The organism is Microbacterium aureliae (genome assembly GCF_054780155.1).
Map to the genome: position 1 here is coordinate 1011682 of NZ_BAAGWW010000002.1, position 20407 is coordinate 1032088.

The following is a 20407-nucleotide window of genomic DNA, read 5'->3' on the forward strand; positions in this document are numbered from 1 at the left end:
TCTTCCAGGCCGATGACGTCGATGGGTAGGGTGCAGATATGAAGCTCGAGCTCCGTGGAATCACGAAGCGTTTCGGGTCCCTCGTCGCGAACGACCACATAGATCTGGTGGTGAATCCCGGGGAGATCCACGCCCTGCTGGGCGAGAACGGCGCCGGCAAATCCACTCTCATGAACGTCCTCTACGGGCTGTACCAGGCCGACGAGGGCGAGATCCTGCTGGACGACGTCGTCCAGCACTTCCGAGGCCCCGGCGACGCCATGGCGGCCGGCATCGGCATGGTCCACCAGCACTTCATGCTGATCCCCGTCTTCACCGTGGCCGAGAACGTCATGCTCGGCCACGAGGACACCAAGGCACTCGGGGCCCTCGACCTCGCGCAGGCGCGGGCGCGCGTGCGCGCCGTCGCCGACCGGTTCGGGTTCGAGGTCGACCCCGACGCGCTCGTCGGCGACCTGCCCGTGGGCGTGCAGCAGCGCGTCGAGATCATCAAGGCGCTCTCGCGCGACGCCAAGGTGCTCGTCTTCGACGAGCCCACCGCCGTCCTGACGCCGCAGGAGACCGATGAGCTGATGGCCATCATGCGTCAGCTGCGCGACGAGGGGACGGCGATCGTCTTCATCACCCACAAGCTGCGAGAGGTCCGCGAGGTCGCCGACCGCATCACCGTCGTCCGGCTCGGCAAGGTCGTCGGCGAGGCCTCTCCGACCGCGTCGAACGCGGAGCTCGCCTCGCTCATGGTCGGCCGCGCGGTCGAGCTGACCGTCCAGAAGAATCCCGCGCAGGTCGCATCCGGAGGACTCGAGGTCCGGGATCTTCGGGTCATCGCCCCGGGCGGCGCCGTCGTCGTCGACGACGTGAGCTTCGACGTCCGCCCCGGCGAGGTCCTCGCCGTCGCGGGCGTGCAGGGCAACGGCCAGACCGAGCTCGTCGAGGCCATCGTCGGCCTCGCCGACCGCGTGACCGGCTCGGTGCGGCTGAACGGCGTGGAGCTCGTCGGCAGGAGCGTCCGCGCGATCCTCGACGAAGGTGTCGGGTTCGTCCCCGAGGACCGCACCGAGGACGGCCTCGTGGGCGGGTTCAGCGTCGCCGAGAATCTCATCCTCGACCGCTCCTCGGACTCGGCCTTCGTCGGTGCCGGCACGATCCGCCGGGGCGTGCTGGACGAGTTCGCCCGCGAGCGCATCCGCGAATACGACATCCGCACGCAGGGCGCGGGCGTCCCTGCGGGCACCCTCTCGGGCGGCAACCAGCAGAAGGTCGTGATCGCACGCGAGCTGAGCCGCGACCTCAAGATGCTGCTGGCCGCTCAGCCCACGCGCGGCGTCGACGTGGGCTCGATCGAGTTCATCCACAAGCGCATCGTCGAGACCCGGGATGCCGGCATCCCCGTCATCGTCGTCTCGACCGAGCTGGACGAGGTCGCCGCGCTCGCGGATCGGATCGCGGTGATGTACCGGGGCACGATCATCGGCATCGTTCCCGGCGACACCCCCCGCGATGTGCTCGGCCTCATGATGGCCGGCGAGAAGCCTGAGGAGGCAGCGTGAGCGGTCCGACGCCCGGGGCGGGCGAAGAGCCCCTGAAGGGGCTTCCGCCCGAGCAGCTGTCGCACGTCTCCAGTCCGCTGACCGGTCAGGGTCAGGACGTGCCGCCCCCGCCGCGGCAGAACGTCTTCATCCGCGAGCTGCTGCGCCGCAACTGGGTCACCACGCTCCTCGCCGTCGTGGTGGCGATGATCGTCGGCGGCATCCTGATGGCGATCACCGACGAGGACGTCCAGGCGGCGGCGGGCTACTTCTTCGCTCGCCCGGCCGACACCCTCGGGGCGATCTGGAGCGCCGTGTACGGCGGGTACGAGGCCATGTTCCGCGGCGCGATCTTCAATGCGCGCGCCGACGACTTCCTCACCCAGATCCGCCCGCTCACCAACACCCTCGGGTTCGCGGCGCCGCTGATTGCCGCGGGCCTCGGCGTCGCCGTGGCCTTCCGCGTCGGGCTGTTCAACATCGGCGGCCGCGGGCAGATCCTCATCGGGGCGGCGGTGGCGGCGCTCCTGACCTTCAACCTCGACCTGCCGATGTTCCTGCAGCTGCCGCTGACCCTCGCCGCCGGCATCGCCGGCGGCGCGCTGTGGGGCGGCATCGTGGGTGTTCTGAAGGCCCGCACCGGAGCGCACGAGGTCATCCTGACGATCATGCTCAACTACGTGGCGTTCTACTTCGTCACGTGGATGGTGCGCACGCCCGGGCTGCTGCAGCGCTCCGCCGAGGACCAGCCCATCTCTGCACCGACGCCCGCCAACGCCCAGTTCCCCGAACTGCTCGGCCCGCGTTTCCCGCTGCTGGACTGGGGCTTCGTGATCGTCATCGCCGCCACCGTCTTCGTGTGGTGGCTGGTCGAGCGCTCGAGCCTGGGCTTCCGGCTGCGGGCCGTGGGTGAGAACCCCCACGCCGCGCGGGCCGCGGGCATCTCGGTGCAGCGGATGTACATCTACGCGATGCTGTTCGCCGGGGGACTCGCGGGCCTCGCCGGCATGAACCAGATCCAGGGCGCGGTGGTCACCGGCTTCGACGGCCTGATCGACGCGGGCATCGGGTTCGACGCCATCACGGTGGCCCTCCTCGGCCGCAGCCGTGCATGGGGCGTCTTCGCCGCCGGCATCCTGTTCGGCGCCCTCAAGGCGGGATCGTTCACCATGCAGGCCTCGCAGGGCATCCCGGTCGACATCGTCCTGGTCGTGCAGTCGCTCATCGTGCTGTTCATCGCCGCGCCGCCCCTCATCCGAACGATCTTCTTCCTGCCGAAGACCGACGCCGAGAAGGCCGCGAAGGCCAGAGCCAAGTCCACGCGGAAGGCGGTGACGGCATGACCGCCGCAACTCTCGCGCCCCAGGGCGCGCTGCCGCTGACCACGGTCAAGGTCCGCACTTTCAAGCTCGCCGTCACCCTCGGACTCGTCACGGTGCTGCTGGCGCTGCTGTTCCTGCTGGTCCCGCGCGACGGCGTCAGCACCTTCCGCCTGGGTGATCCGTCGTCGACGATCGCCCTGCCCAACGTGAGCGTCCCCACTGCGGCGACCTCGTGGATCGTGCTCGCGCTGCTGGCCGCCCTCGCCGCGTGGGCGCTGTGGGAGGCGTGGACCTACACGCGGACGCGGCTGTGGCTGCCGATCGTCTTCGGCGTGCTCGCCGTGTTCGCCTTCCTGGTGTGGGCCGCCGCCGGCGGCCTGGTGCCCGTCACCGGCCTGCTGTTCGGCGCCGTATCGCTGTCGGTGCCCCTCATATTCGGCGCCCTCGGCGGGGTCATCGGTGAGCGGGTGGGTGTCGTCAACGTCGCCATCGAAGGACAGTTCCTCTTCGGCGCGTTCAGTGCCGCGCTGCTGTCCAGCATCACCGGCAACCCGTTCATCGGCCTGCTGGCGGCGATGTCCGGCGGCGTGCTGGTGGCCTTCGTCTTGGCGGCGTTCTCGATCAAGTACCTCGTGGACCAGGTCATCGTCGGCGTCGTGCTCAACGTGCTCGTCACCGGCCTGACCGGCTTCCTCTACGGCGCGCTGCTCGTGCCCAACGAGTCGGAGCTCAACCGCCCGATCCGCTTCACGCGCCTCGAGATCCCGCTCCTCGGCGACATCCCGATCATCGGCCCGGTGCTGTTCAACCAGACCTTCATCGTGTACCTGATGTACATCACCGTCGCCGTCGTGGCGTGGGGGCTCTACCGGTCGCGGTGGGGTCTGCGCCTTCGCGCGGTGGGGGAGCATCCGCAGGCGGCCGACACCGTCGGCATCCGGGTCAACACCAGCCGGTTCTGGAACGTCTCGCTCGCCGGCGCGATCGCCGGCGTCGGCGGCGCGTACTTCACGCTCGTCTCGGTGGGGCAGTTCACGAAGGAGATGACGGCGGGCCTGGGCTTCATCGCCCTCGCCGCAGTGATCTTCGGACGCTGGGACCCGATCCGCGCGACCCTGGCGGCGCTGCTGTTCGGCTTCGCGACGAACCTGCAGAACCTGCTGACCGTGCTGCGCACCCCGATCCCCAGCGAGTTCATGCTGATGCTGCCGTACGTGGTCACCATCGTCGCCGTCGCCGGTTTCGCGGGCCAGATCCGCGGTCCCGCCGCGGCCGGCAAGCCCTACATCAAGGGATGAGGGTCGTGTCCGCATCCCACCCCCCTGATCCGCGACCCGAGGAAGGCCGACCGTGACCGACATCGACTGGGACGAGCTGCGCGCGGCTGCGGCCGAGGCCATGACCCGCGCGTACGCGCCGTACTCCCGGTACAAAGTGGGCGCCGCCGCCCTCGTGTCGGACGGGCGCGTGGTGACCGGGTGCAACGTCGAGAACGCCTCGTACGGCGTCGGGCTCTGCGCCGAATGCGGGCTGGTGTCGGACCTGCAGATGTCCGGCGGCGGCGAGCTCGTGGCGTTCGTGTGCGTCAACGGCAACGGCGAGACGATCATGCCGTGCGGCCGCTGCCGACAGCTGCTCTACGAGTTCGCGATGCCCGGGATGCTTCTCGAGACCGTCTCCGGCATCCGCACGATCGACGAGGTGCTGCCCGACGCCTTCGGCCCCCGCGACCTCGAGGCGGTCTCGCGATGAGCGCCCCCGAGCCGTTCGACGCCGTCGACGTCATCCGCGCCAAGCGCGACGGCGGCGCGGTGGGCGAGGACGCGCTGCGGTGGATGGTCGACGCGTACACCCGCGGCTACGTCGCCGACGCGCAGATGTCGGCGTTCGCGATGGCGGTGCTGCTCAACGGCATGGAACGCGACGAGATCCGCGTGCTCACCGACGCCATGATCGCCTCGGGCGAGCGCATGAGCTTCGCCGGGCTCGGCAAGCCCACCGTCGACAAGCACTCCACGGGAGGGGTCGGGGACAAGATCACGCTGCCGCTCGCGCCGCTCGTCGCGGCGTTCGGGGTGGCGGTGCCGCAGCTGTCCGGTCGCGGACTCGGGCACACCGGCGGAACCCTCGACAAGCTGGAGTCCATCCCGGGCTGGCGCGCCGCGCTGTCCAACGACGAGATGTTCGCCCAGCTGCGCGACGTCGGCGCCGTCATCTGCGCCGCCGGATCAGGCCTCGCCCCCGCCGACAAGAAGCTCTACGCGCTGCGCGACGTCACCGGCACCGTCGAGGCGATCCCGCTCATCGCCTCGAGCATCATGTCCAAGAAGATCGCCGAGGGCACCGACGCCCTGGTCCTCGACGTCAAGTTCGGTTCCGGCGCGTTCATGAAGGACGTCGACCCTGCACGCGAGCTCGCCCGCACGATGGTCGCCCTCGGCACCGACTCGGGCGTGTCCACGACCGCGCTGCTGACCGACATGAACACGCCCCTGGGCCTCGCGATCGGCAACGCCAACGAGGTGCGCGAATCCGTCGAGGTGCTCGCCGGCGGCGGTCCGGCCGACGTCGTCGAGCTCACCGTCGCGCTCGCGCGCGAGATGCTCGCCCTCGCCGGCCAGCCCGACGCCGATGTCGAGCAGGCCCTTCGCGACGGGCGGGCCATGGACGTCTGGCGCGCCATGATCCGCGCGCAGGACGGTGATCCGGATGCCGCTCTGCCGGCGCCCCGCGAGACCCACACCGTCACCGCGACCGAGGCCGGCTACGTGACCGCGCTCGAGGCCCTGCCGTTCGGCATCGCCGCGTGGCGCCTGGGCGCCGGCCGCGCGCGGGCGGAGGACCCCGTGCTCCACGCCGCCGGCATCGACCTCCACGTCAAGCCCGGCGAACGGGTGGCCGCCGGTCAGCCGCTGTTCACCCTGCTCGGCGAGGATGACACGCGGTTCGATCGCGCGCTCGAGGCGCTCGAGGGCGCGTGGCGGGTCGGGGCTGAGGCCCCGGCATCCGTCCCGCTGGTCCTCGAGCGCGTCACCGCCTGATCCGCCACGCCTCGTCGTCCGTCCACCCTTTTCCGAACTTCCCGAGGAGAACCTCCATGGCCATCGATCAGCACGGCGACGCCGTCCTTCAGGGAGTCTCGATCCGGAGCCTGCCGAAGGTCTCTCTGCACGACCACCTCGACGGCGCGCTGCGGCCGGCCACCATCCTCGAACTGGCCGACGACGCCGGGGTCGAGGTTCCCGAGACCGACGCGGCTGCCCTCGCGGACTGGTTCGCCGACCGCAGCGACTCGGGCTCGCTCGTGGAGTACCTCAAGACGTTCGACCTCACGACGTCGGTCATGCAGACCCGCGCGGGCCTCACGCGCGTGGCGCGGGAGTTCGTCGAGGACCTCGCCGCCGACGGCGTGGTCTACGGCGAGGTCCGGTGGGCGCCCGAGCAGCACCTCGCCGGCGGGCTGACGCTGGACGAGGTCGTCGAGGCGGTGCAGGAGGGCATCGAAGAGGGCGAGGACACCGTCGCCGACGCCGGCGGCGACATCCGCGTCGGGCAGCTCATCACCGCCATGCGCCACACCGACCGCTCGCGCGAGATCGCCGAGCTCGCCGTGCGCTGGCGCCGTCGCGGAGCCGTCGGCTTCGACATCGCCGGTCCCGAGGACGGCTTCCCGCCCTCGCGGCACCGCGAGGCGTTCGACTACCTGGCGTCGGAGTTCTTCCCGGTCACGGTCCACGCCGGCGAGGCCGCTGGGCTCGACTCGATCCGCTCGGCGCTGATCGACGGACGTGCCCTGCGGCTCGGGCACGGCGTGCGCCTCGCATCCGACCTCGAGGTCGTCTCGCGCGAGGGCGAGGACGTGTTCGTGCAGTTCGGGGATGTCGCCCGCTGGGTGCGCGACCGCGAGATCCCGCTGGAGCTGTCGCCGTCGTCGAACCTGCAGACCGGCGCGATCGCGGCGTGGGGGGACTCGCTCGAGGACCACCCCTTCGACCTGCTGTACCAGCTGGGCTTCGCCGTCACGGTGAACGTCGACAACCGCACGATGAGCCGCACGTCCCTCACCCGCGAGCTGTCGCTGCTGGCCGACGCCTTCGACTACGACCTCGACGACCTCGAGGTGTTCCAGCTGAACGCGGCTGCCGGTGCCTTCCTCGCCGTCGAGGAGCGCGAGGAGCTCATCGAGCTCATCGGCGAGGGCTTCGACCGCTAGGTCGGCGGGCTGGCGGCGCGGTCGCGGGCAGGTCCGCGGCTGGCCCGCGACCGGCTCGGGTGCAGAACTCCACGCATCCGGAGCGTCACGCGGCCGCGGCCGCCCGCCGCCGGCTCCGCCCGCTCGATCGCGTGGAGTTCTGAACCCGAGCGGCTACTGGCCCGTGCGCCAGGACTCCCCGCATCCGAGCAACGAGCTCGTCGCGGCGGAAGAGGATGTCCTCGGCGAGCGGGCGCACGGTGGTGTACCCCAGTGCGGCGGCGCGCAGGTCGCGCCGCCGGTCCTTCTTCTGGGCATCCCATCCCTCGTGATGCGCCTTGCTGTCGCACTCGACGATGAGCCAGCCGTCGACGACCATGTCCACCCGCCCGACTCCCGCGATCCTGACCTGGATCTGGACCTCGCCGCCCAGCCCCCGCAGAAGCAGGCGCATGAGGGTCTCGCAACCTGACTCGCTCCGCCGGTCGAGCAGTCCCCGCAGCACCTGGTAGCGGCGGGGGAGCAGGGCGAAGACGTCCGCGATCCCGTCCTCGTCGACGAGACCGTGGTGCCAGGCGCTGTCGAGCGTCGCGACCGCGTCCCGGACACCCTGGCACCGGCACGCCTGCGCCAGTGCGCCGACGATGTCGGCCGCGAGGCTGTCCCTGCCCCGCGCGGTGCGCCGCCAGTGCGGGACGGTCTTCTTCGGCCGGGAGGGGAGCCGCGTGGTCCCCGGCTCGAGCTGCAGATGCAGTCCGGGCTTCTTCCGCACGAAGACCCCGAGCGCATGCAGCAGCGACACGCAGTCGAGCCGGCCGCCCAGCCGACCCGCCGCGACGAGGCGCTCATCGAGATCCGCGGGGACGTAGCGGCCGTTCCGCAGCCGCAGGAGCGTGCCGGCCGCTACCGCGAGGGTGAGTCCGCGGCCCGTCATCCCCTCCGCCCGCAGCGAGGCGCGGGTGCGGAACGTCGCGGAAAGGATCGTCTCGGCCAGTTCTGCAGGCGTTGTCACCCGGGCCAGCCTGCCGCGCGCGCTCGGCGGCGGCGGCCCGGCGGCCGCGACTGTGGATCGCCCCGCCGGTGACCTGCCCTGGGGAGGAGAGGTTCGTGACGGGTGCGGGGCTTCAGAACTCCACGGGTTCGCGGCGCGCGCGTCGCCGTGGGGCGCGCGACGGCGCCTGAGCCCACAGATCCGTGGAGTTCTGACCGCCACCGGGTCGCGTCGCGTGGCGGCCGGGGTGGCACGGCGGCCTGCGGCTCAGCCTGCCGGCGGCCTGCGGCTCAGCCTGCCGACGGCCGTGCGGCTCAGCCTGCCAACGGGCCTGCGGCTCAGCGGGCGACGGCCTGCGCGAGCGCGCCGACGAGGTCGGTCAGGCGCTCCGTCATCGCGGGGTCGCTGATCGACGGCCGTCCATCACCGGGCTGGATCCCGTAGTCGCCGAACGACGAGTGCGACGCCCCCGCGATCTCGACGACCTCGGCGTCCGCGGGAAGCAGCGCGCGTGCGGCCGCGATGTCGTCCGGCGTCGTGAGCAGGTCCTCGCTGCCGCCCACGCTCAGCACCGCGAGTCCGGAATCCGCGAGGTCGTTCGCGCAGTACGACGCGAACAGCGCGAGCGCGTCGGCATCGCCCGCGTGCTGGCACGCCTTCACTCCGCCCAGGGAATGGCCGCCGACGATCCAGGTCTCCACACCTGGCGCGGCGGCGGTGAACGCCGACAGCGGGCGCAGGTCGAAGAAGGCGAGGTTCAGCCAGGGCCGCGTGACGACGACGGTCACTCCGCGCTCGACCACGCCGAACAGCTTCGCCGCATACGCCCACGGGTCCACCTTCGCGCCGGGGATGAACACGAGTCCCACGACCGATTCCCCGGATGCCGGTGCCAGCAGCACCGCGGAATCCGTCTCAGTGACCGAGACCGCGCTGTTCTCCCGCACTGCGGCGACCGCGGCGGGCTCGGCGGCCATGACGCCGACCTGGCTCCAGATCGCGACGCCGATGACCCCGAGGAGCAGGGTGGCGCCGAGGATGCCGGCGGCCCAGGCCAGCGCCCGCCGACCGCGGCGCGGCAGCCCGCGGCGGGGCCGCGGGGGCGAGGTCTCGGGCACGGTTCGAGGGTAGCCCGCGGCGGGCGGTCCCGGGCCGGCGGCGCGAGTCCGGCAGAGGTCCCGGCCCCGGCGGCGCGAGTGAGGCAGAGGTCCCGGCCCCGGCGGCGCGAGTGAGGTTCAGGACTCCACAGATCCGGTCGCCCTGACGCCTCCGGCAGGCCGCCCGGCGCCTGGCACGCCCGGATCCGTGGACTTCTGCACGCCGCCGCCGCGGGCGCCGGCGGCGGACACCGCCCTTCAGGCCCTCAGCTCGGCTTGCCGCGCGCGCACCACTTCGAGGACGCGGGGGAAGAGCAGGTGGTCCGGGTCCAGCCCCGTGACGGCCGTGGTCATCGCCGCGGCGTCCTCCTCCCGCAGCATCCGCTGCAGATCGACGGACTGGGCGTCCTCGGGGTCGTCGAAGCGCAGGGCCGCACCCATCGCGTCCACCAGGGCGTCTACCGGCAGCCCGCGCTCGGCGGCCTCGGCCGCGGGGCCGACGAACCGCTCGTGCCGCGACAGCTTGCGCAGCGGCTGCCTGCCGACCCGCCACACGGTGTCCGGCAGCGCGGGGTTGCGGAAGCGCCCGAGGATCGTGCGGCGGTACTCGGCCTGGGCGTCCGCGTCCAGGCCGTGCTTGGCCACCAGCAGTGCCGACGTCTCTTCGAGCACCGCCTCGACCCGCGGGGCGATCCACGGGTCGGCCAGCGCGTCCGAGATACGCTCCACCCCGGCCGCCGCGCCGAAGTACGCCGTCGTGGCGTGGCCGGTGTTGACGGTGAAGAGCTTCCGCTCGATGTACGGCGCCAGGTCGTCGACGAAGTGCGCGCCGGGGATGCGGGGCGGGGACGCCCCGAACGGCTCCTGCTCGATCGCCCACTCGTAGAACGGCTCGACCGTCACGTCGATGCCGGCGCCCTCGGGCTGGCCCGGCACGATGCGGTCCACGGCGGTGTTCGCGAACACCGCGCTGCCTGCCAGGGCGTCCCACGCCTCGCCGGCCTGGCGCGCGATCTCGTCGCGCAGGATGTCGGTGGCGTTGATGGCGTTCTCGCACGCCATGATCTGCAGCGGCGCAGCGCCGGGCTCCCGCAGGGCGAGCCCGGCGATGATGTGCGGGGCGACGAACGGCAGGATCGTCGGACCCACGGCCGTCGTCACGACGTCGGCCGTGGCGATCTCGTCGGCGACCGCCTGCGGGTCCTCGGCGCTGTTGAGTGCCCGGAAGCCGGTGATGACGGTGTCCCGGCCGCCCTCGCCGACCTCGTGGACGGTGTACTCCTTCGCGGCGTTGATGGCGTCGACGAGAGGTGCGGCGACGTCCGAGAACACCAGCTCGTAGCCGCCCTCGTGCAGCAGCAGCCCGACGAAGCCGCGCCCGATGTTGCCGGCGCCGAAGTGGACGGCCTTCATCAGACCCCCGCCGACGAGACGATCTGGAACAGCTCCTCGGGCGTGGCCGCCGCCTTCAGCCGCGCCACGTCGTCCTCGTCCGAGAACAGGATCGCGATCTGCGACAGGATCTCGAGGTGCTCGTCGCCCTTGCCGGCGATGCCGACGACGAAGGTGACCGCCTCGCCGCCCCAGTCCACCCCGCCGTCATAGCGGACGACCGAGAGCGCGGAGTCGAGGATCTCGTTCTTGGTCTCGTTCGTGCCGTGCGGGATCGCCAGCTCGTTGCCCATGTAGGTCGAGACGGTCTCTTCGCGCTGCTGCATCGCGTCGAAGTAGCGGTGGGTCACGGCGCCCGCCGCCTCGAGGATGTCCGCCGCCTCCTTCATCGCCTCTTCGCGCGTCGCGCTGCCGGAGTGGATCCGCACCTGTCCGATGCTGAGGACGTCACGTGCCATGTTCTCGCCTTTCTTCCCACGGATGCCGGAGCCGGCGGCCCCGGAAAAGGACCACGGGGCCGGGGGCCTCTCGCCGCCCGACCCCGCAGTCGTCTGCTGCGGCTACACCCCATCCTTGTGCTGCTCGCGTACCAGGTCCACGACCTCGTCGTACTTCGGCGAGTTCATGAAGTTGTCGACCGAGACGTGGATGGCGTCCGGCGCCACGTGGCGCGCACGGTCGGTGAGCTGGTTCTGCGTGATGACCAGGTCGGCCGAGGTGTCGAGGTTGGCGACGGCCTTGTTGACCACCGTGACGTCCTCGATGCCGGCCTTCTTGATCTTGTTGCGCAGGACGCTGGCCCCCATCGCCGACGAGCCCATGCCGGCGTCGCACGCGAACACGATGCTCTTGACCGGACGCGTGGCCACGGCGCCGGCGGTGCCGGCCGCGGCGGCGGTGGCCGCCCCCGAGCCGCGCAGGCCGTCGAGCGCCGCCGAGGACTTGCCCTTGTTCTCGGCCGTGCGCGAGACCGCGTCGGCGAACTGGTCGCCCTCCGCCGCCAGGTCGCGCTTGCGCGAGGCGCGCAGGATGATCGCCGAGATGACGAACGTGACCGCCGCCGAGAGGATGACCGACAGGATCACGCCCACGTAGCTGTCCGTGGCCGTCTGCGCCAGCACGGCGAAGATCGAGCCCGGCGCTGCGGGTGCTCGTAGCCCCGCGCCGAAGAGCATGTTGGTGGTGACGCCGGTCATGCCGCCCGCGATGAGCGCCAGGATCAGGATCGGCTTCATGAGCGCGAACGGGAAGTACACCTCGTGGATGCCGCCGAAGAACTGGATGACGGCCGCGCCCGGCGCCGAGGCGCGCGCCGCGCCGATGCCGAAGATCGTGAACGCCAGCAGCAGGCCGACGCCGGGGCCGGGGTTGGCCTCGAGCAGGAAGAGGATCGACTTGCCGTCCTGGTCCGCCTGGGCGAGGCCGAGCGGCGTGAGCACGCCGTGGTTGATGGCGTTGTTGAGGAAGAAGACTTTCGCCGGCTCGATGATGATGCTCGTCAGCGGCAGCAGTCCGGTGTCGACCAGCCAGTTCACGGCGTTGCCGAGGACGGTCATGATGCCGTTGACCAGCCACGCCACCGGGTAGAACCCGACGACGGCCATGACGAAGCCCCAGATGCCCGCCGAGAACATGTTGACGAGCATCTCGAAGCCGGCCTTGATCTTGCCCTCCCACAGGCCGTCGAGCCACTTCATGGTGTACGCGGCGAGCGGCCCCATGATCATCGCGCCGATGAACATGTGGATCTGGCCGAGCTGATCCTCGCCCTCGGGGAGCGCGGCGTTGAACTGCGCGATGAGCAGGTCCGACCCGGCGATCGCGCCCATGACCGCGATCGAGGCGACGACGCCGCCGCGGACCTTGTAGACCATGTAGCCCGCCGTGTAGGCGATGAGGATCGGCAGCAGGAAGTGGATCATCGGGCCGACCATGGTCGACAGGTCGGCGTTGGGGGTCCACCCGACAGGGATGAAGAACGCCGTGATGATGCCCCACGCGATCAGCGCGGGGATGTTCGGCATGATCATGCCGGAGAGGAAGGTGCCGAAGCGCTGGACGTGGACCCGCGCCTTCTTGCCTCCCGAGACGGACGCCGTTGTCATTGCTGTGTCTCCTTCGTACGGGCCGCGGCCTCCTGTGCCGCGGTTCGGGCGGTCGCCGCGTCGTCGGCGGCGAGGGTCGCCTCGGCGATGCTTCGCGCATCGTCGAGGGAGTACTGCAGAAGCGTGGCCCGCACGTCCGCGAGCGCGGTCGGGGCCATCGAGAGGGTCGTCGCGCCGAGGCCGACGAGGACGACCGCCAGCAGCGGGTCGGCCGCGGCCTCGCCGCAGATGCCGACGGGCTTGCCGGCCGCGCGGCCGGCCGCGCCGACCTGGCGGATGAGGGTCAGGACGGCCGGATGCCACGGATCCTGGAACGCGGCGACCGAGCCCAGCAGCCGGTCGGCGGCCAGGGTGTACTGCGTCAGGTCGTTCGTGCCGACCGAGGCGAAGTCCGCGTAGGCGAGCACGCGGTCGGCCAGCAGGGCCGACGAGGGCACCTCGACCATGACACCGGCCGTCTTGACGCCGTATTCGCGGGCGATCTCGACGAAGTACGCCGTCTCTTCCACCGTCGAGACCATGGGGGCCATCACCCACAGATCCGCCTGCGTGGCGGCATCCGCCTCGGCGAGTGCCGTCAGCTGCTCGCGCAGGATGTCCTCGCTCGCGCGGAGCGCGCGAAGTCCGCGCAGCCCCAGGGCGGGGTTCTCCTCGTGCGCGTCGTTGAGGAAGGGCAGCGGCTTGTCGGCGCCGGCGTCCAGCACCCGCACGACGACCTTCTTGCCCGGGAACTCCTTCAGCAGCGCGGTGTACGCCTCGCGCTGCTGCGCGACGGTGGGAGCCTGGCTCGAGCTGAGGAACAGGAACTCGGTGCGGAAGAGCCCCACACCCTCGGCGCCGAGCTCGACCGCCTCGGCGGCACCCTTCGGGCTCCCGAGGTTCGCCAGCAGCGGCACCGCGGTGCCGTCGGCCAGCGCCCCCGGCGTCACGGGCGCGTCGGCGGCGGCGGCGCGGTCGGCGGCCCGCCGCTGCGCCCGCGCCAGCTGCTCCGGGGTGGGGTCGGTCGTGACGACGCCGGCGGCGGCATCCACGATCACCGTCTCGCCGTCGGCGAGCGCCGTCGCCGTCGTCGCCCCGACCACCGCGACGATCGCCTTCTCGCGCGCGAGGATCGCGGTGTGCGAGGTGGGTCCGCCCTCGGTGGTGACCAGCGCCAGCACCTTGTCGAGATCGAGCAGGGCGGTGTCGGCCGGCGCGAGGTCCTTCGCCACGAGCACGAACGGATGCCCCGGGTCGGGGACGCCGGGAGCGGCGACCCCCCGCAGACGGGCGATGACCCGCTGCGCGACGTCGTCGAGATCCGCCGCGCGCTCGCCGAGGTAGCCGCCGAGCGCGGTCAGCTGGTCGCGGAAGGACGCGAAGGCGTCGTGGACGGCGAACTCGCCGGTCTTGCCCTGCGCCAGCCGGGTGTCCACCTCGGCCTGGAGCGTCGGGTCCTCGGCCATCATCGCCTGCGCCTCGAGGACGTCGCGTGCCGCGCCGCCCGCCTGCGCGCCGCGCGCCTCGAGCTCGCGCGCCACGGCGGCCACCGCCTCGGCGACCCGGGCCTTCTCGTCCTCGACGCTCCGCGCGCTCGGCTCGTCCGCCGGGGCGGGCAGGGGGTCTGCCATGCGCGCGACGGGGCCCTGGGCGACGCCCAGGCCGATTCCGACTCCTCTGAGTTCTGCCATGTCGTGTTACTCCGCGTCGTGGTCGGTCGTGAGCAGTTCGCTCAGCTGGTCGAGGACGTCGTCGGCGCCGTCGCCGTCGGCGGTGAGGGTGACGTAGTCGCCGTACTCCACGCCGAGCGCGATCACGCCCAGGATGCTCGCGGCGTTGACCGGCGCTCCCGACCCCTTCGCGATCGTGACCGGGATGCCGGCGTCCTTCGCGGCCTGGGCGAACAGCTTGGCCGGGCGGGCGTGCAGGCCGTGCGACGACCCGATGTGGACCGTCCTCGAGATGGCGGGCATGGTCGACCTCTCTGTCTGTGTCGTGGCTGTCTGCGTGGGGGCGGGGGTGGGCGGTGTGGGGGATGCCGGTGCGGCGGCTCGCACGATCCCCAGGGTCCGGGTGCCGTCCAGGTCTCCGAAGATGTCGTCGGGAAGCAGCACGACCGCGGTCCCGCGGGCGGCTGCATCCCGTTCGATCTGTTCGAGCGCGTGCGCCAGGTGGGGTCCGACGAGGACCACATCGGCGGCGTCGAGGTCGATCGGGAGCGACTGCTCGGTGCCTGCGAAGGCGGAGAAGGCGAATCCTCGGGCCTCGGCCGCGTGGCGCAGGCGCTGCGCCACGAACGTGCTCGACGCGCCCGCGCCGCACACCACAAGGATCCTCATCGACCCGCCTCCTCTGGTGGCCATTCTTGTGAGTTCGCTGGGAGGGGACAACCACTCCCGTTTCCGCGGGGGCGGAAAGCGCGAGCCGGTGCCGGCGGAAGTCGTGGTTGACTGGGCGGGTCCGCCGCGGCCCCCACGCCCGGCGACAGCGATCGCGCACCAGGAGCACCGTGACACGAGCCAGACAGGACCGCCTGCTGGGCCTGCTCGTCCGCGACGGGGAATGGGCGACGGCGGCGTCGCTGGCCGACGCGATCGGGGTCACCCCGCGCAGCATCCGCTCCTATGTCACGGCCGTGAACGCCCGCGTACCCGAACGGCAGGCGGTGGAGTCCGGCCCGCACGGCTACCGCGCCGGGCCCGGTGCGCAGGCGGCGCTGCGGGCGTCGGCGGCCGAGACCGGCACGCCGCGCGACCGCCTGCACACGCTCGTGCGGCGGCTGCTGGACGCCTCCGACGGGATCGACGTCTTCGCCACCGCCGACGAGCTGTTCGTCAGCCCCGCCACGCTCGAGGCGGATCTCGGCCGGGTGCGTGCGCTCCTCGGGGGCACCGAGCTCACGCTGGAGCGCGCCGGGTCGACCGCGCGGCTGGCCGGCACCGAGGTCGCCCAGCGCCGGCTGCTGTCCAAGCTCGCGCACGATGAGATGGATGCCGGCTCGTTCGACCTCGCGGCACTGCGCCGGACCCTCGGCGACGAGTCGGTCGGGGCGCAGGCGTTCGGCCCCTTCAAGTCGCAGCTGGTGGCGCGGCTTGGCGCCCTGGGGTACTTCGTCAACGAGATCGGCATCGCCGACGTCGTCATGCACATCGCCATCGCCGCCGACCGCGTCGCCCGCGACCGGCCGCTGGAGTCCTCGGGGGCCGAGGCGACGGGCGGGCAGGGCGAAGTGGCGCAGGTGCTCGCCGAGCTCGTGCAGGCGCACATGGGGGTTCGGCTCGGAAGCGCCGACGTGCAGCACCTCGCGACCCTCGTCCTGACCCGGATCGTCGCCCCCGGCGACGCCTCACGCGACGAGCAGACCCGCGCGGGGCTCGACCCGGAGGTCGAGACGGTGGTCCGCGAGGTCGTCGAGCAGGCCGCGGGGGAGTTCCTCGTCGACATCGTCCACGAGGACTTCATCCTGCGGCTCGCCCTGCACGTGCAGAACCTGCGCCGCCGCGCCCGCGAGCAGGCGTGGTCCCGCAACCCCCTGACGCGCTCGCTCAAGTCGAGCTACCCGATGATCTTCGACGTCGCCGTCTTCATCGCCAGCGGCCTGCACCGGCGCCTGGACATCCCGCTTCTGGACGACGAGATCGCCTACATCGCCATGCACGTCGGCGGGCGGCTCGAGCGCAGCCGGCGGGCCGACCAGCTGCTCACGGCGACCATCGTCTGCCCCGGCTACTACGAGCTGCACGAGCTGCTGCGCTCGAGCGTCGACCGCTCGCTCGGCCGCGAGATCGAGGTCGTCGGCGTCGAGACGCGCGTCGACCCCGACTGGGCGGGGATCGACACCGACCTCGTCCTCACCACCATCGAGCCGGATGCCGTCGGCGACCGCTTCGTGCGCATCCAGCCCTTCCTCACCGACGCGGACATCGAGCGCGTGCATCAGGCCGCGGGGCGCACGCGGCGGGCACGCCGCCTCGCGCGGCTGCGCACCGAGCTGGAGCGGTACTTCGCGGCATCCGCGTTCGTGCGGGGGCTGGATGCCGCGGCCGGCGTCGAGGGCACGATCCGGCGGCTGGGGGACCTGCTCATTGCACAGGGCGTGATCGACGCCGACTACGTCGAGCGGACGATCCAGCGCGAGGGGCTCTCGAGCACCGCCTTCACCGACGCGCTCGCCGTCCCGCACGCGATCGGGATGACCGCCACGCGCACCTCGATCGCCATCGGGATCGCCGAGCCGTCGATCCCGTGGGGCGACGGGCGGGTGCAGGTGGTGGCCCTGGTGGCGTTCTCGCAGGCCGACCGCGAGGCGTTCCAGACGGTCTTCGAGCAGTTCGTCGAGGTCTTCTCGGAGCGCGACAGCGTGCAGCGGATCGTCCGGCGCGCCACCGACTTCGGCGGCTTCCTGGACGAGCTCGTCGCCGTCATCGACGGCTGACGGCCCCCACGCGGCATCCCTCGACCGCGAGACTGCATCTCTGTCCCGAGACCGTGGTCTGACCCCGTCGTCTCGGGCGGGAGATGCAGTCTCGCGGGTGGGGCAGGGTCACACGCGCGGGTCAGACGGGGGTCAGCCGCGGGACAGGCGCGCCTCGAGGCCGCGCCGGACGGCGGGCCACTCGTGCGGCAGGATCGAGTAGACGACGGTGTCGCGCAGCGTCCCGTCCGCGGCCACCTGGTGGTTGCGCAGCACGCCGTCGAGCCGGGCTCCGAGCCGCTCGATCGCGGCGCGGGACTGCCTGTTGTGCCAGTGCGTGCGGAACTCCACCGCGATCGCGTCGCAGTCCCCGAACGCGTGGCCCAGCAGCAGCAGCTTCGCGGCCGAGTTGACCGCCGTGCGCTGCGCGGCCACGCCCAGCCACGTGTAGCCGATCTCGACGTGCCGGTTGGGCTGGTCGATGTTGCAGAAGGTCGTCATGCCGACCGCTTCGCCGGTGTCCTGCCGGCGGATGGCCCACGGGTTCATCGTCCCGGCAAGATGCGCCCCGCGGCGAGCGGCGATCTCGGCGGGGACGTCGGCGGGGCGCGGCACCGAGGTGTACCACGCGTGTTCCAGTCCCACGGCCGCCGCGGCGAGTTCGTCGGCGTGCTCGTCCGCGAGCGGCTCGAGCCGCACGACGTCGTTGGCGAGGGTCACCGGCTCGATAAGCAGCACCCGTCGAGCGTAACGCCCGGCATCCCGCCCGCCCGCCGGCCACGGCCGCCGGGTCAGAGCGCGTCGAGCAGCGCGCGGCAGCCGTCGGCGAGGGCGGCGACCCGGCGGGCGGCGTCGTCGGAGTCGTCGCCGCGGACGTCGAGGTAGAGCTTGAGCTTCGGCTCCGTGCCGCTCGGCCGCACGATCACCCGCGAGCCGTCCACGAGCCAGTACCGCAGCACGTCGCCCGGTGGCAGGTCGTCCACGCCCTCGGCGAGGTCGTCCACGCGCTCCACGTCCACGTCGCCGATGCGCTCGGGGTGGCCGGCCCGCAGCGCCGCCATGATGTGGCCGATCCGCGAAAGGTCGTCCACGCGCACCGAGATCTGGTCGCTCGCGAACGCGCCGAACGTCGCGTCGAACTCCGCCAGCAGGTCGGCGAGAGTGCGGCCGTGGGCGCGCGCCTCGGTGACCAGGCCCAGCATCGCCACGGCGGCCGAGATCCCGTCCTTGTCGCGGACGGTCTCGGGATTCACGAGGTACCCGAGGGCCTCCTCGAATCCGTAGACCATGCCCGGCGCCCGCGAGATCCACTTGAAGCCGGTGAGGGTCGCGTGGAAGCCGAGCCCGTAGTGCTCCGCGACCCGCGCGAGGCCGGGCGAGGACACCAGCGAGCAGGCCAGGGACGCCCCCTCGGCCGGACCGCGCTCGGCGGCCAGGCGTGCCGCGCGCCAGCCCAGCAGCAGTCCGATCTGGTTGCCGGTGAGCCGCCGCCAGCCGCCCTCGGCCTGGTCGTCGGGAACCGCGACGGCGAGCCGGTCGGCGTCGGGGTCGTTGGCGATCACGAGCTCGGCACCGGATGCCGCGGCCCGGGCGAACGCGAGGTCCATCGCGCCCGGCTCCTCGGGGTTCGGGAACGCCACCGTGGGGAAGGTCCCGTCCGGCTCGATCTGCTCGTCGACGAGCACCGGCTCGGGGTAGCCGGCCTCGCCGAGCACCTGCCGGACGGTCTGCCACCCGACGCCGTGCATCGCGGTGTAGACCCACGTGAGGCCCTCGGCGCCGGGGCCGGCGGGGGCGACGGCGGCGGTCGCGGCGACGTAGGCGTCGACGACGGACTCGGCGGCGGTCTCGTAGCCGAGGGAGCGGGGGAGCGCGCTGATGTCGCCGGCGTCGGCGACGCGCTGGATGTGCGCGGCGATCTCGGCGTCCACCGGCGGCACGATCTGGGCGCCGTCGTCGGCGCCCCCGAGGTACACCTTGTAGCCGTTGTCCTGCGGCGGGTTGTGGCTCGCGGTCACCATGACACCGGCATCCGCGCCCAGATGGCGCACCGCGAAGGCCAGCACCGGCGTCGGCAGCAGGCGCGGCAGCAGGATGGCCCGCAGCCCCGCTCCGGCGAAGATCTCGGCGGAGTCGGCGGCGAACACGTCGGAGTTCCGGCGGCCGTCGTAGCCGATCACGACGGTGGGCGCGGCATCCGGATCGACGTCACCGGGCTGCTCGGGCTGCGCCGTCATCCCGGCCTGCTCGCGCAGGTAGGCGGCCAGGCCCGCCGCCGCCTGCGCGACGAGGACACGGTTCATGCGGTTGCTGCCGGCGCCGAGCGCGCCGCGCAGCCCCGCGGTGCCGAAGGCCAGGCGGGTGCGGAACCGGTCGGCGAGCACGTCCGTCGCGTCGGCGTCGCCGCCCTCGGCGGCATCGAGGAGCGAGGTCAGCTCGGCGCGGGTCTCGGGGTCGGGGTCCTGCGCGAGCCAGGCCCGCGCAGTGCCGAGCAGGTCGTCGTTCACAGCTCGCCGATCACGCGGGCCAGCAGCGACGAGATCACCGGCTCCGCCTCGCGGCCCGCCTCGATGACCTCCTGGTGGCTGAGGGGGGTGGTCTGGATGCCGGCGGCCATGTTGGTGATGAGCGAGAAGCCCAGGATCTCCATGCCCGCCTGCCGTGCGGCGATGGCCTCGAGGGCGGTGGACATGCCCACGATGTGCCCGCCGATGGTCTTCGCCATCCGCACCTCGGCCGGAGTCTCGTACTGGGGTCCGCGGAACTGGCAGTACACGCCTTCGTCGAGGGAAGGGTCGACCCGCCGTGCGACGTCGCGCAGGCGCGTGGAGTACAGGTCGGTGAGGTCCACGAAGGTCGCGCCCTCGAGCGGCGACGCGCCGGTGAGGTTGATGTGGTCGCTGATGAGGACCGGCTGGCCCGGACGCCACGTGGTCTTGATGCCGCCGGCGCCGTTGGTGAGCACCATCGTGCGCGCTCCGGTCGCCGCGGCCGTGCGCACGCTGTGGACGACCCGGCGGACGCCGTGCCCCTCGTAGAAGTGGGTGCGCGCGCCGATCACCAGCACGCGGCGCCCGCGCGGGGTGACGACGCTGCGGAGCGTGCCGACGTGGCCCTCGAGGGCGGGCCGGCTGAAGCCGGTCACCTCGGTCGCGGGGAACGAGGCCGTCGCCTGGCCGATGAGCTCGGCGGCCCTGCCCCAGCCGCTGCCGAGTGTGAGGGCGATGTCGTGACGGTCGACGCCCGTGATCCGGGCGATGTCGTCGGCAGCCTGGGCGGCGATCTCGAACGGATCGGCGGAGGGGTCGTCCAGGGGGTGGTCGTGCGTGTCGAGCATCCCCCCACTCTAGGAACTGCGGGCCCTCGAGGGCCAGATCGCACCGGGG

17 protein-coding genes and 1 pseudogene are annotated in these 20407 nt (G+C 72.3%); 7 read left to right on the top strand and 11 right to left on the bottom strand.

Features of this window, described 5'->3' with window-relative positions:
* Positions 1-38 precede the first annotated feature (38 nt).
* The 6 genes from ACYVF4_RS10780 to ACYVF4_RS10805 are packed head-to-tail and all read left to right on the top strand — an operon-like array spanning position 39 to position 7064.
* On the top strand, positions 39-1550 hold the full coding sequence (locus tag ACYVF4_RS10780; protein WP_460722524.1) for an ABC transporter ATP-binding protein: 1512 nt from the start codon (positions 39-41) through the stop codon (positions 1548-1550).
* Entirely contained in the window at positions 1547-2872 is a 1326-nt protein-coding gene (locus tag ACYVF4_RS10785) for an ABC transporter permease (protein ID WP_460722526.1), read from the top strand. The genes ACYVF4_RS10780 and ACYVF4_RS10785 overlap by 4 nt, the downstream gene beginning before the upstream one ends.
* Positions 2869-4149 carry an ABC transporter permease gene (locus ACYVF4_RS10790; protein ID WP_460722528.1) on the top strand — a complete coding sequence of 427 codons (1281 nt, stop codon included), beginning with the start codon at positions 2869-2871 and terminating at the stop codon, positions 4147-4149. The genes ACYVF4_RS10785 and ACYVF4_RS10790 overlap by 4 nt, the downstream gene beginning before the upstream one ends.
* Positions 4150-4201: 52 nt before the next feature.
* Positions 4202-4603, top strand: a complete 402-nt coding sequence (locus ACYVF4_RS10795) for a cytidine deaminase (protein WP_460722530.1) — start codon at positions 4202-4204, stop codon at positions 4601-4603.
* On the top strand, positions 4600-5892 hold the full coding sequence (locus ACYVF4_RS10800; protein WP_460722532.1) for a thymidine phosphorylase: 1293 nt from the start codon (positions 4600-4602) through the stop codon (positions 5890-5892). The genes ACYVF4_RS10795 and ACYVF4_RS10800 overlap by 4 nt, the downstream gene beginning before the upstream one ends.
* Positions 5893-5948: 56 nt before the next feature.
* Positions 5949-7064 carry an adenosine deaminase gene (locus ACYVF4_RS10805; protein WP_460722534.1) on the top strand — a complete coding sequence of 372 codons (1116 nt, stop codon included), beginning with the start codon at positions 5949-5951 and terminating at the stop codon, positions 7062-7064.
* An 85-nt stretch (positions 7065-7149) separates the two neighbouring features.
* Here ACYVF4_RS10805 and ACYVF4_RS10810 read toward each other — a convergent pair whose 3' ends face one another.
* The 8 genes and pseudogenes from ACYVF4_RS10810 to ACYVF4_RS10845 all read right to left on the bottom strand — a co-directional run.
* Positions 7150-8055, bottom strand: coding sequence for a hypothetical protein (locus ACYVF4_RS10810; RefSeq protein WP_460722536.1), 906 nt, complete (start codon positions 8053-8055; stop codon positions 7150-7152).
* A gap of 317 nt (positions 8056-8372) precedes the next feature.
* Positions 8373-9152 carry an alpha/beta hydrolase gene (locus tag ACYVF4_RS10815; RefSeq protein ID WP_460722538.1) on the bottom strand — a complete coding sequence of 260 codons (780 nt, stop codon included), beginning with the start codon at positions 9150-9152 and terminating at the stop codon, positions 8373-8375.
* Positions 9153-9389: 237 nt separating this feature from the next.
* The gene (locus ACYVF4_RS10820) at positions 9390-10544 is read right to left on the bottom strand and encodes a mannitol-1-phosphate 5-dehydrogenase (RefSeq protein WP_460722540.1); all 1155 of its coding nucleotides are present in this window, start codon (positions 10542-10544) and stop codon (positions 9390-9392) included.
* Positions 10544-10981: a PTS sugar transporter subunit IIA gene (locus ACYVF4_RS10825; RefSeq protein WP_460722542.1), complete on the bottom strand. Its 438-nt coding sequence runs from the start codon at positions 10979-10981 to the stop codon at positions 10544-10546. The genes ACYVF4_RS10820 and ACYVF4_RS10825 overlap by 1 nt, the downstream gene beginning before the upstream one ends.
* A gap of 102 nt (positions 10982-11083) precedes the next feature.
* Positions 11084-12628 (bottom strand): PTS mannitol transporter subunit IICB, encoded by a 1545-nt coding sequence (locus ACYVF4_RS10830; protein ID WP_460722544.1) that lies wholly within the window; start codon positions 12626-12628, stop codon positions 11084-11086.
* Positions 12625-14298, bottom strand: a complete 1674-nt coding sequence (ptsP, locus tag ACYVF4_RS10835; protein WP_460722546.1) for a phosphoenolpyruvate--protein phosphotransferase — start codon at positions 14296-14298, stop codon at positions 12625-12627. Before ptsP ends, ACYVF4_RS10830 begins: the two co-directional genes overlap by 4 nt.
* A gap of 6 nt (positions 14299-14304) precedes the next feature.
* On the bottom strand, positions 14305-14580 hold the full coding sequence (locus tag ACYVF4_RS10840; RefSeq protein ID WP_460723126.1) for an HPr family phosphocarrier protein: 276 nt from the start codon (positions 14578-14580) through the stop codon (positions 14305-14307).
* Positions 14581-14727: 147 nt separating this feature from the next.
* Positions 14728-14970, bottom strand: a pseudogene (locus ACYVF4_RS10845) (PTS sugar transporter); the annotation flags it as partial.
* 146 nt (positions 14971-15116) lie between these two features.
* Between ACYVF4_RS10845 and ACYVF4_RS10850 the strand changes: the two are divergent.
* Positions 15117-17042 (top strand): BglG family transcription antiterminator, encoded by a 1926-nt coding sequence (locus tag ACYVF4_RS10850; RefSeq protein WP_460722548.1) that lies wholly within the window; start codon positions 15117-15119, stop codon positions 17040-17042.
* Positions 17043-17174: 132 nt separating this feature from the next.
* Here ACYVF4_RS10850 and ACYVF4_RS10855 read toward each other — a convergent pair whose 3' ends face one another.
* The 3 genes from ACYVF4_RS10855 to ACYVF4_RS10865 are packed head-to-tail and all read right to left on the bottom strand — an operon-like array spanning position 17175 to position 20358.
* Complete coding sequence (locus ACYVF4_RS10855) at positions 17175-17759, bottom strand: GNAT family N-acetyltransferase (RefSeq protein WP_460722550.1); 585 nt, start codon at positions 17757-17759, stop codon at positions 17175-17177.
* Positions 17760-17812: 53 nt separating this feature from the next.
* Positions 17813-19528, bottom strand: a complete 1716-nt coding sequence (locus ACYVF4_RS10860) for a phospho-sugar mutase (RefSeq protein ID WP_460722552.1) — start codon at positions 19526-19528, stop codon at positions 17813-17815.
* Positions 19525-20358: a purine-nucleoside phosphorylase gene (locus tag ACYVF4_RS10865; RefSeq protein WP_460722554.1), complete on the bottom strand. Its 834-nt coding sequence runs from the start codon at positions 20356-20358 to the stop codon at positions 19525-19527. Before ACYVF4_RS10865 ends, ACYVF4_RS10860 begins: the two co-directional genes overlap by 4 nt.
* Between the last annotated feature and the right edge of the window lie 49 nt (positions 20359-20407).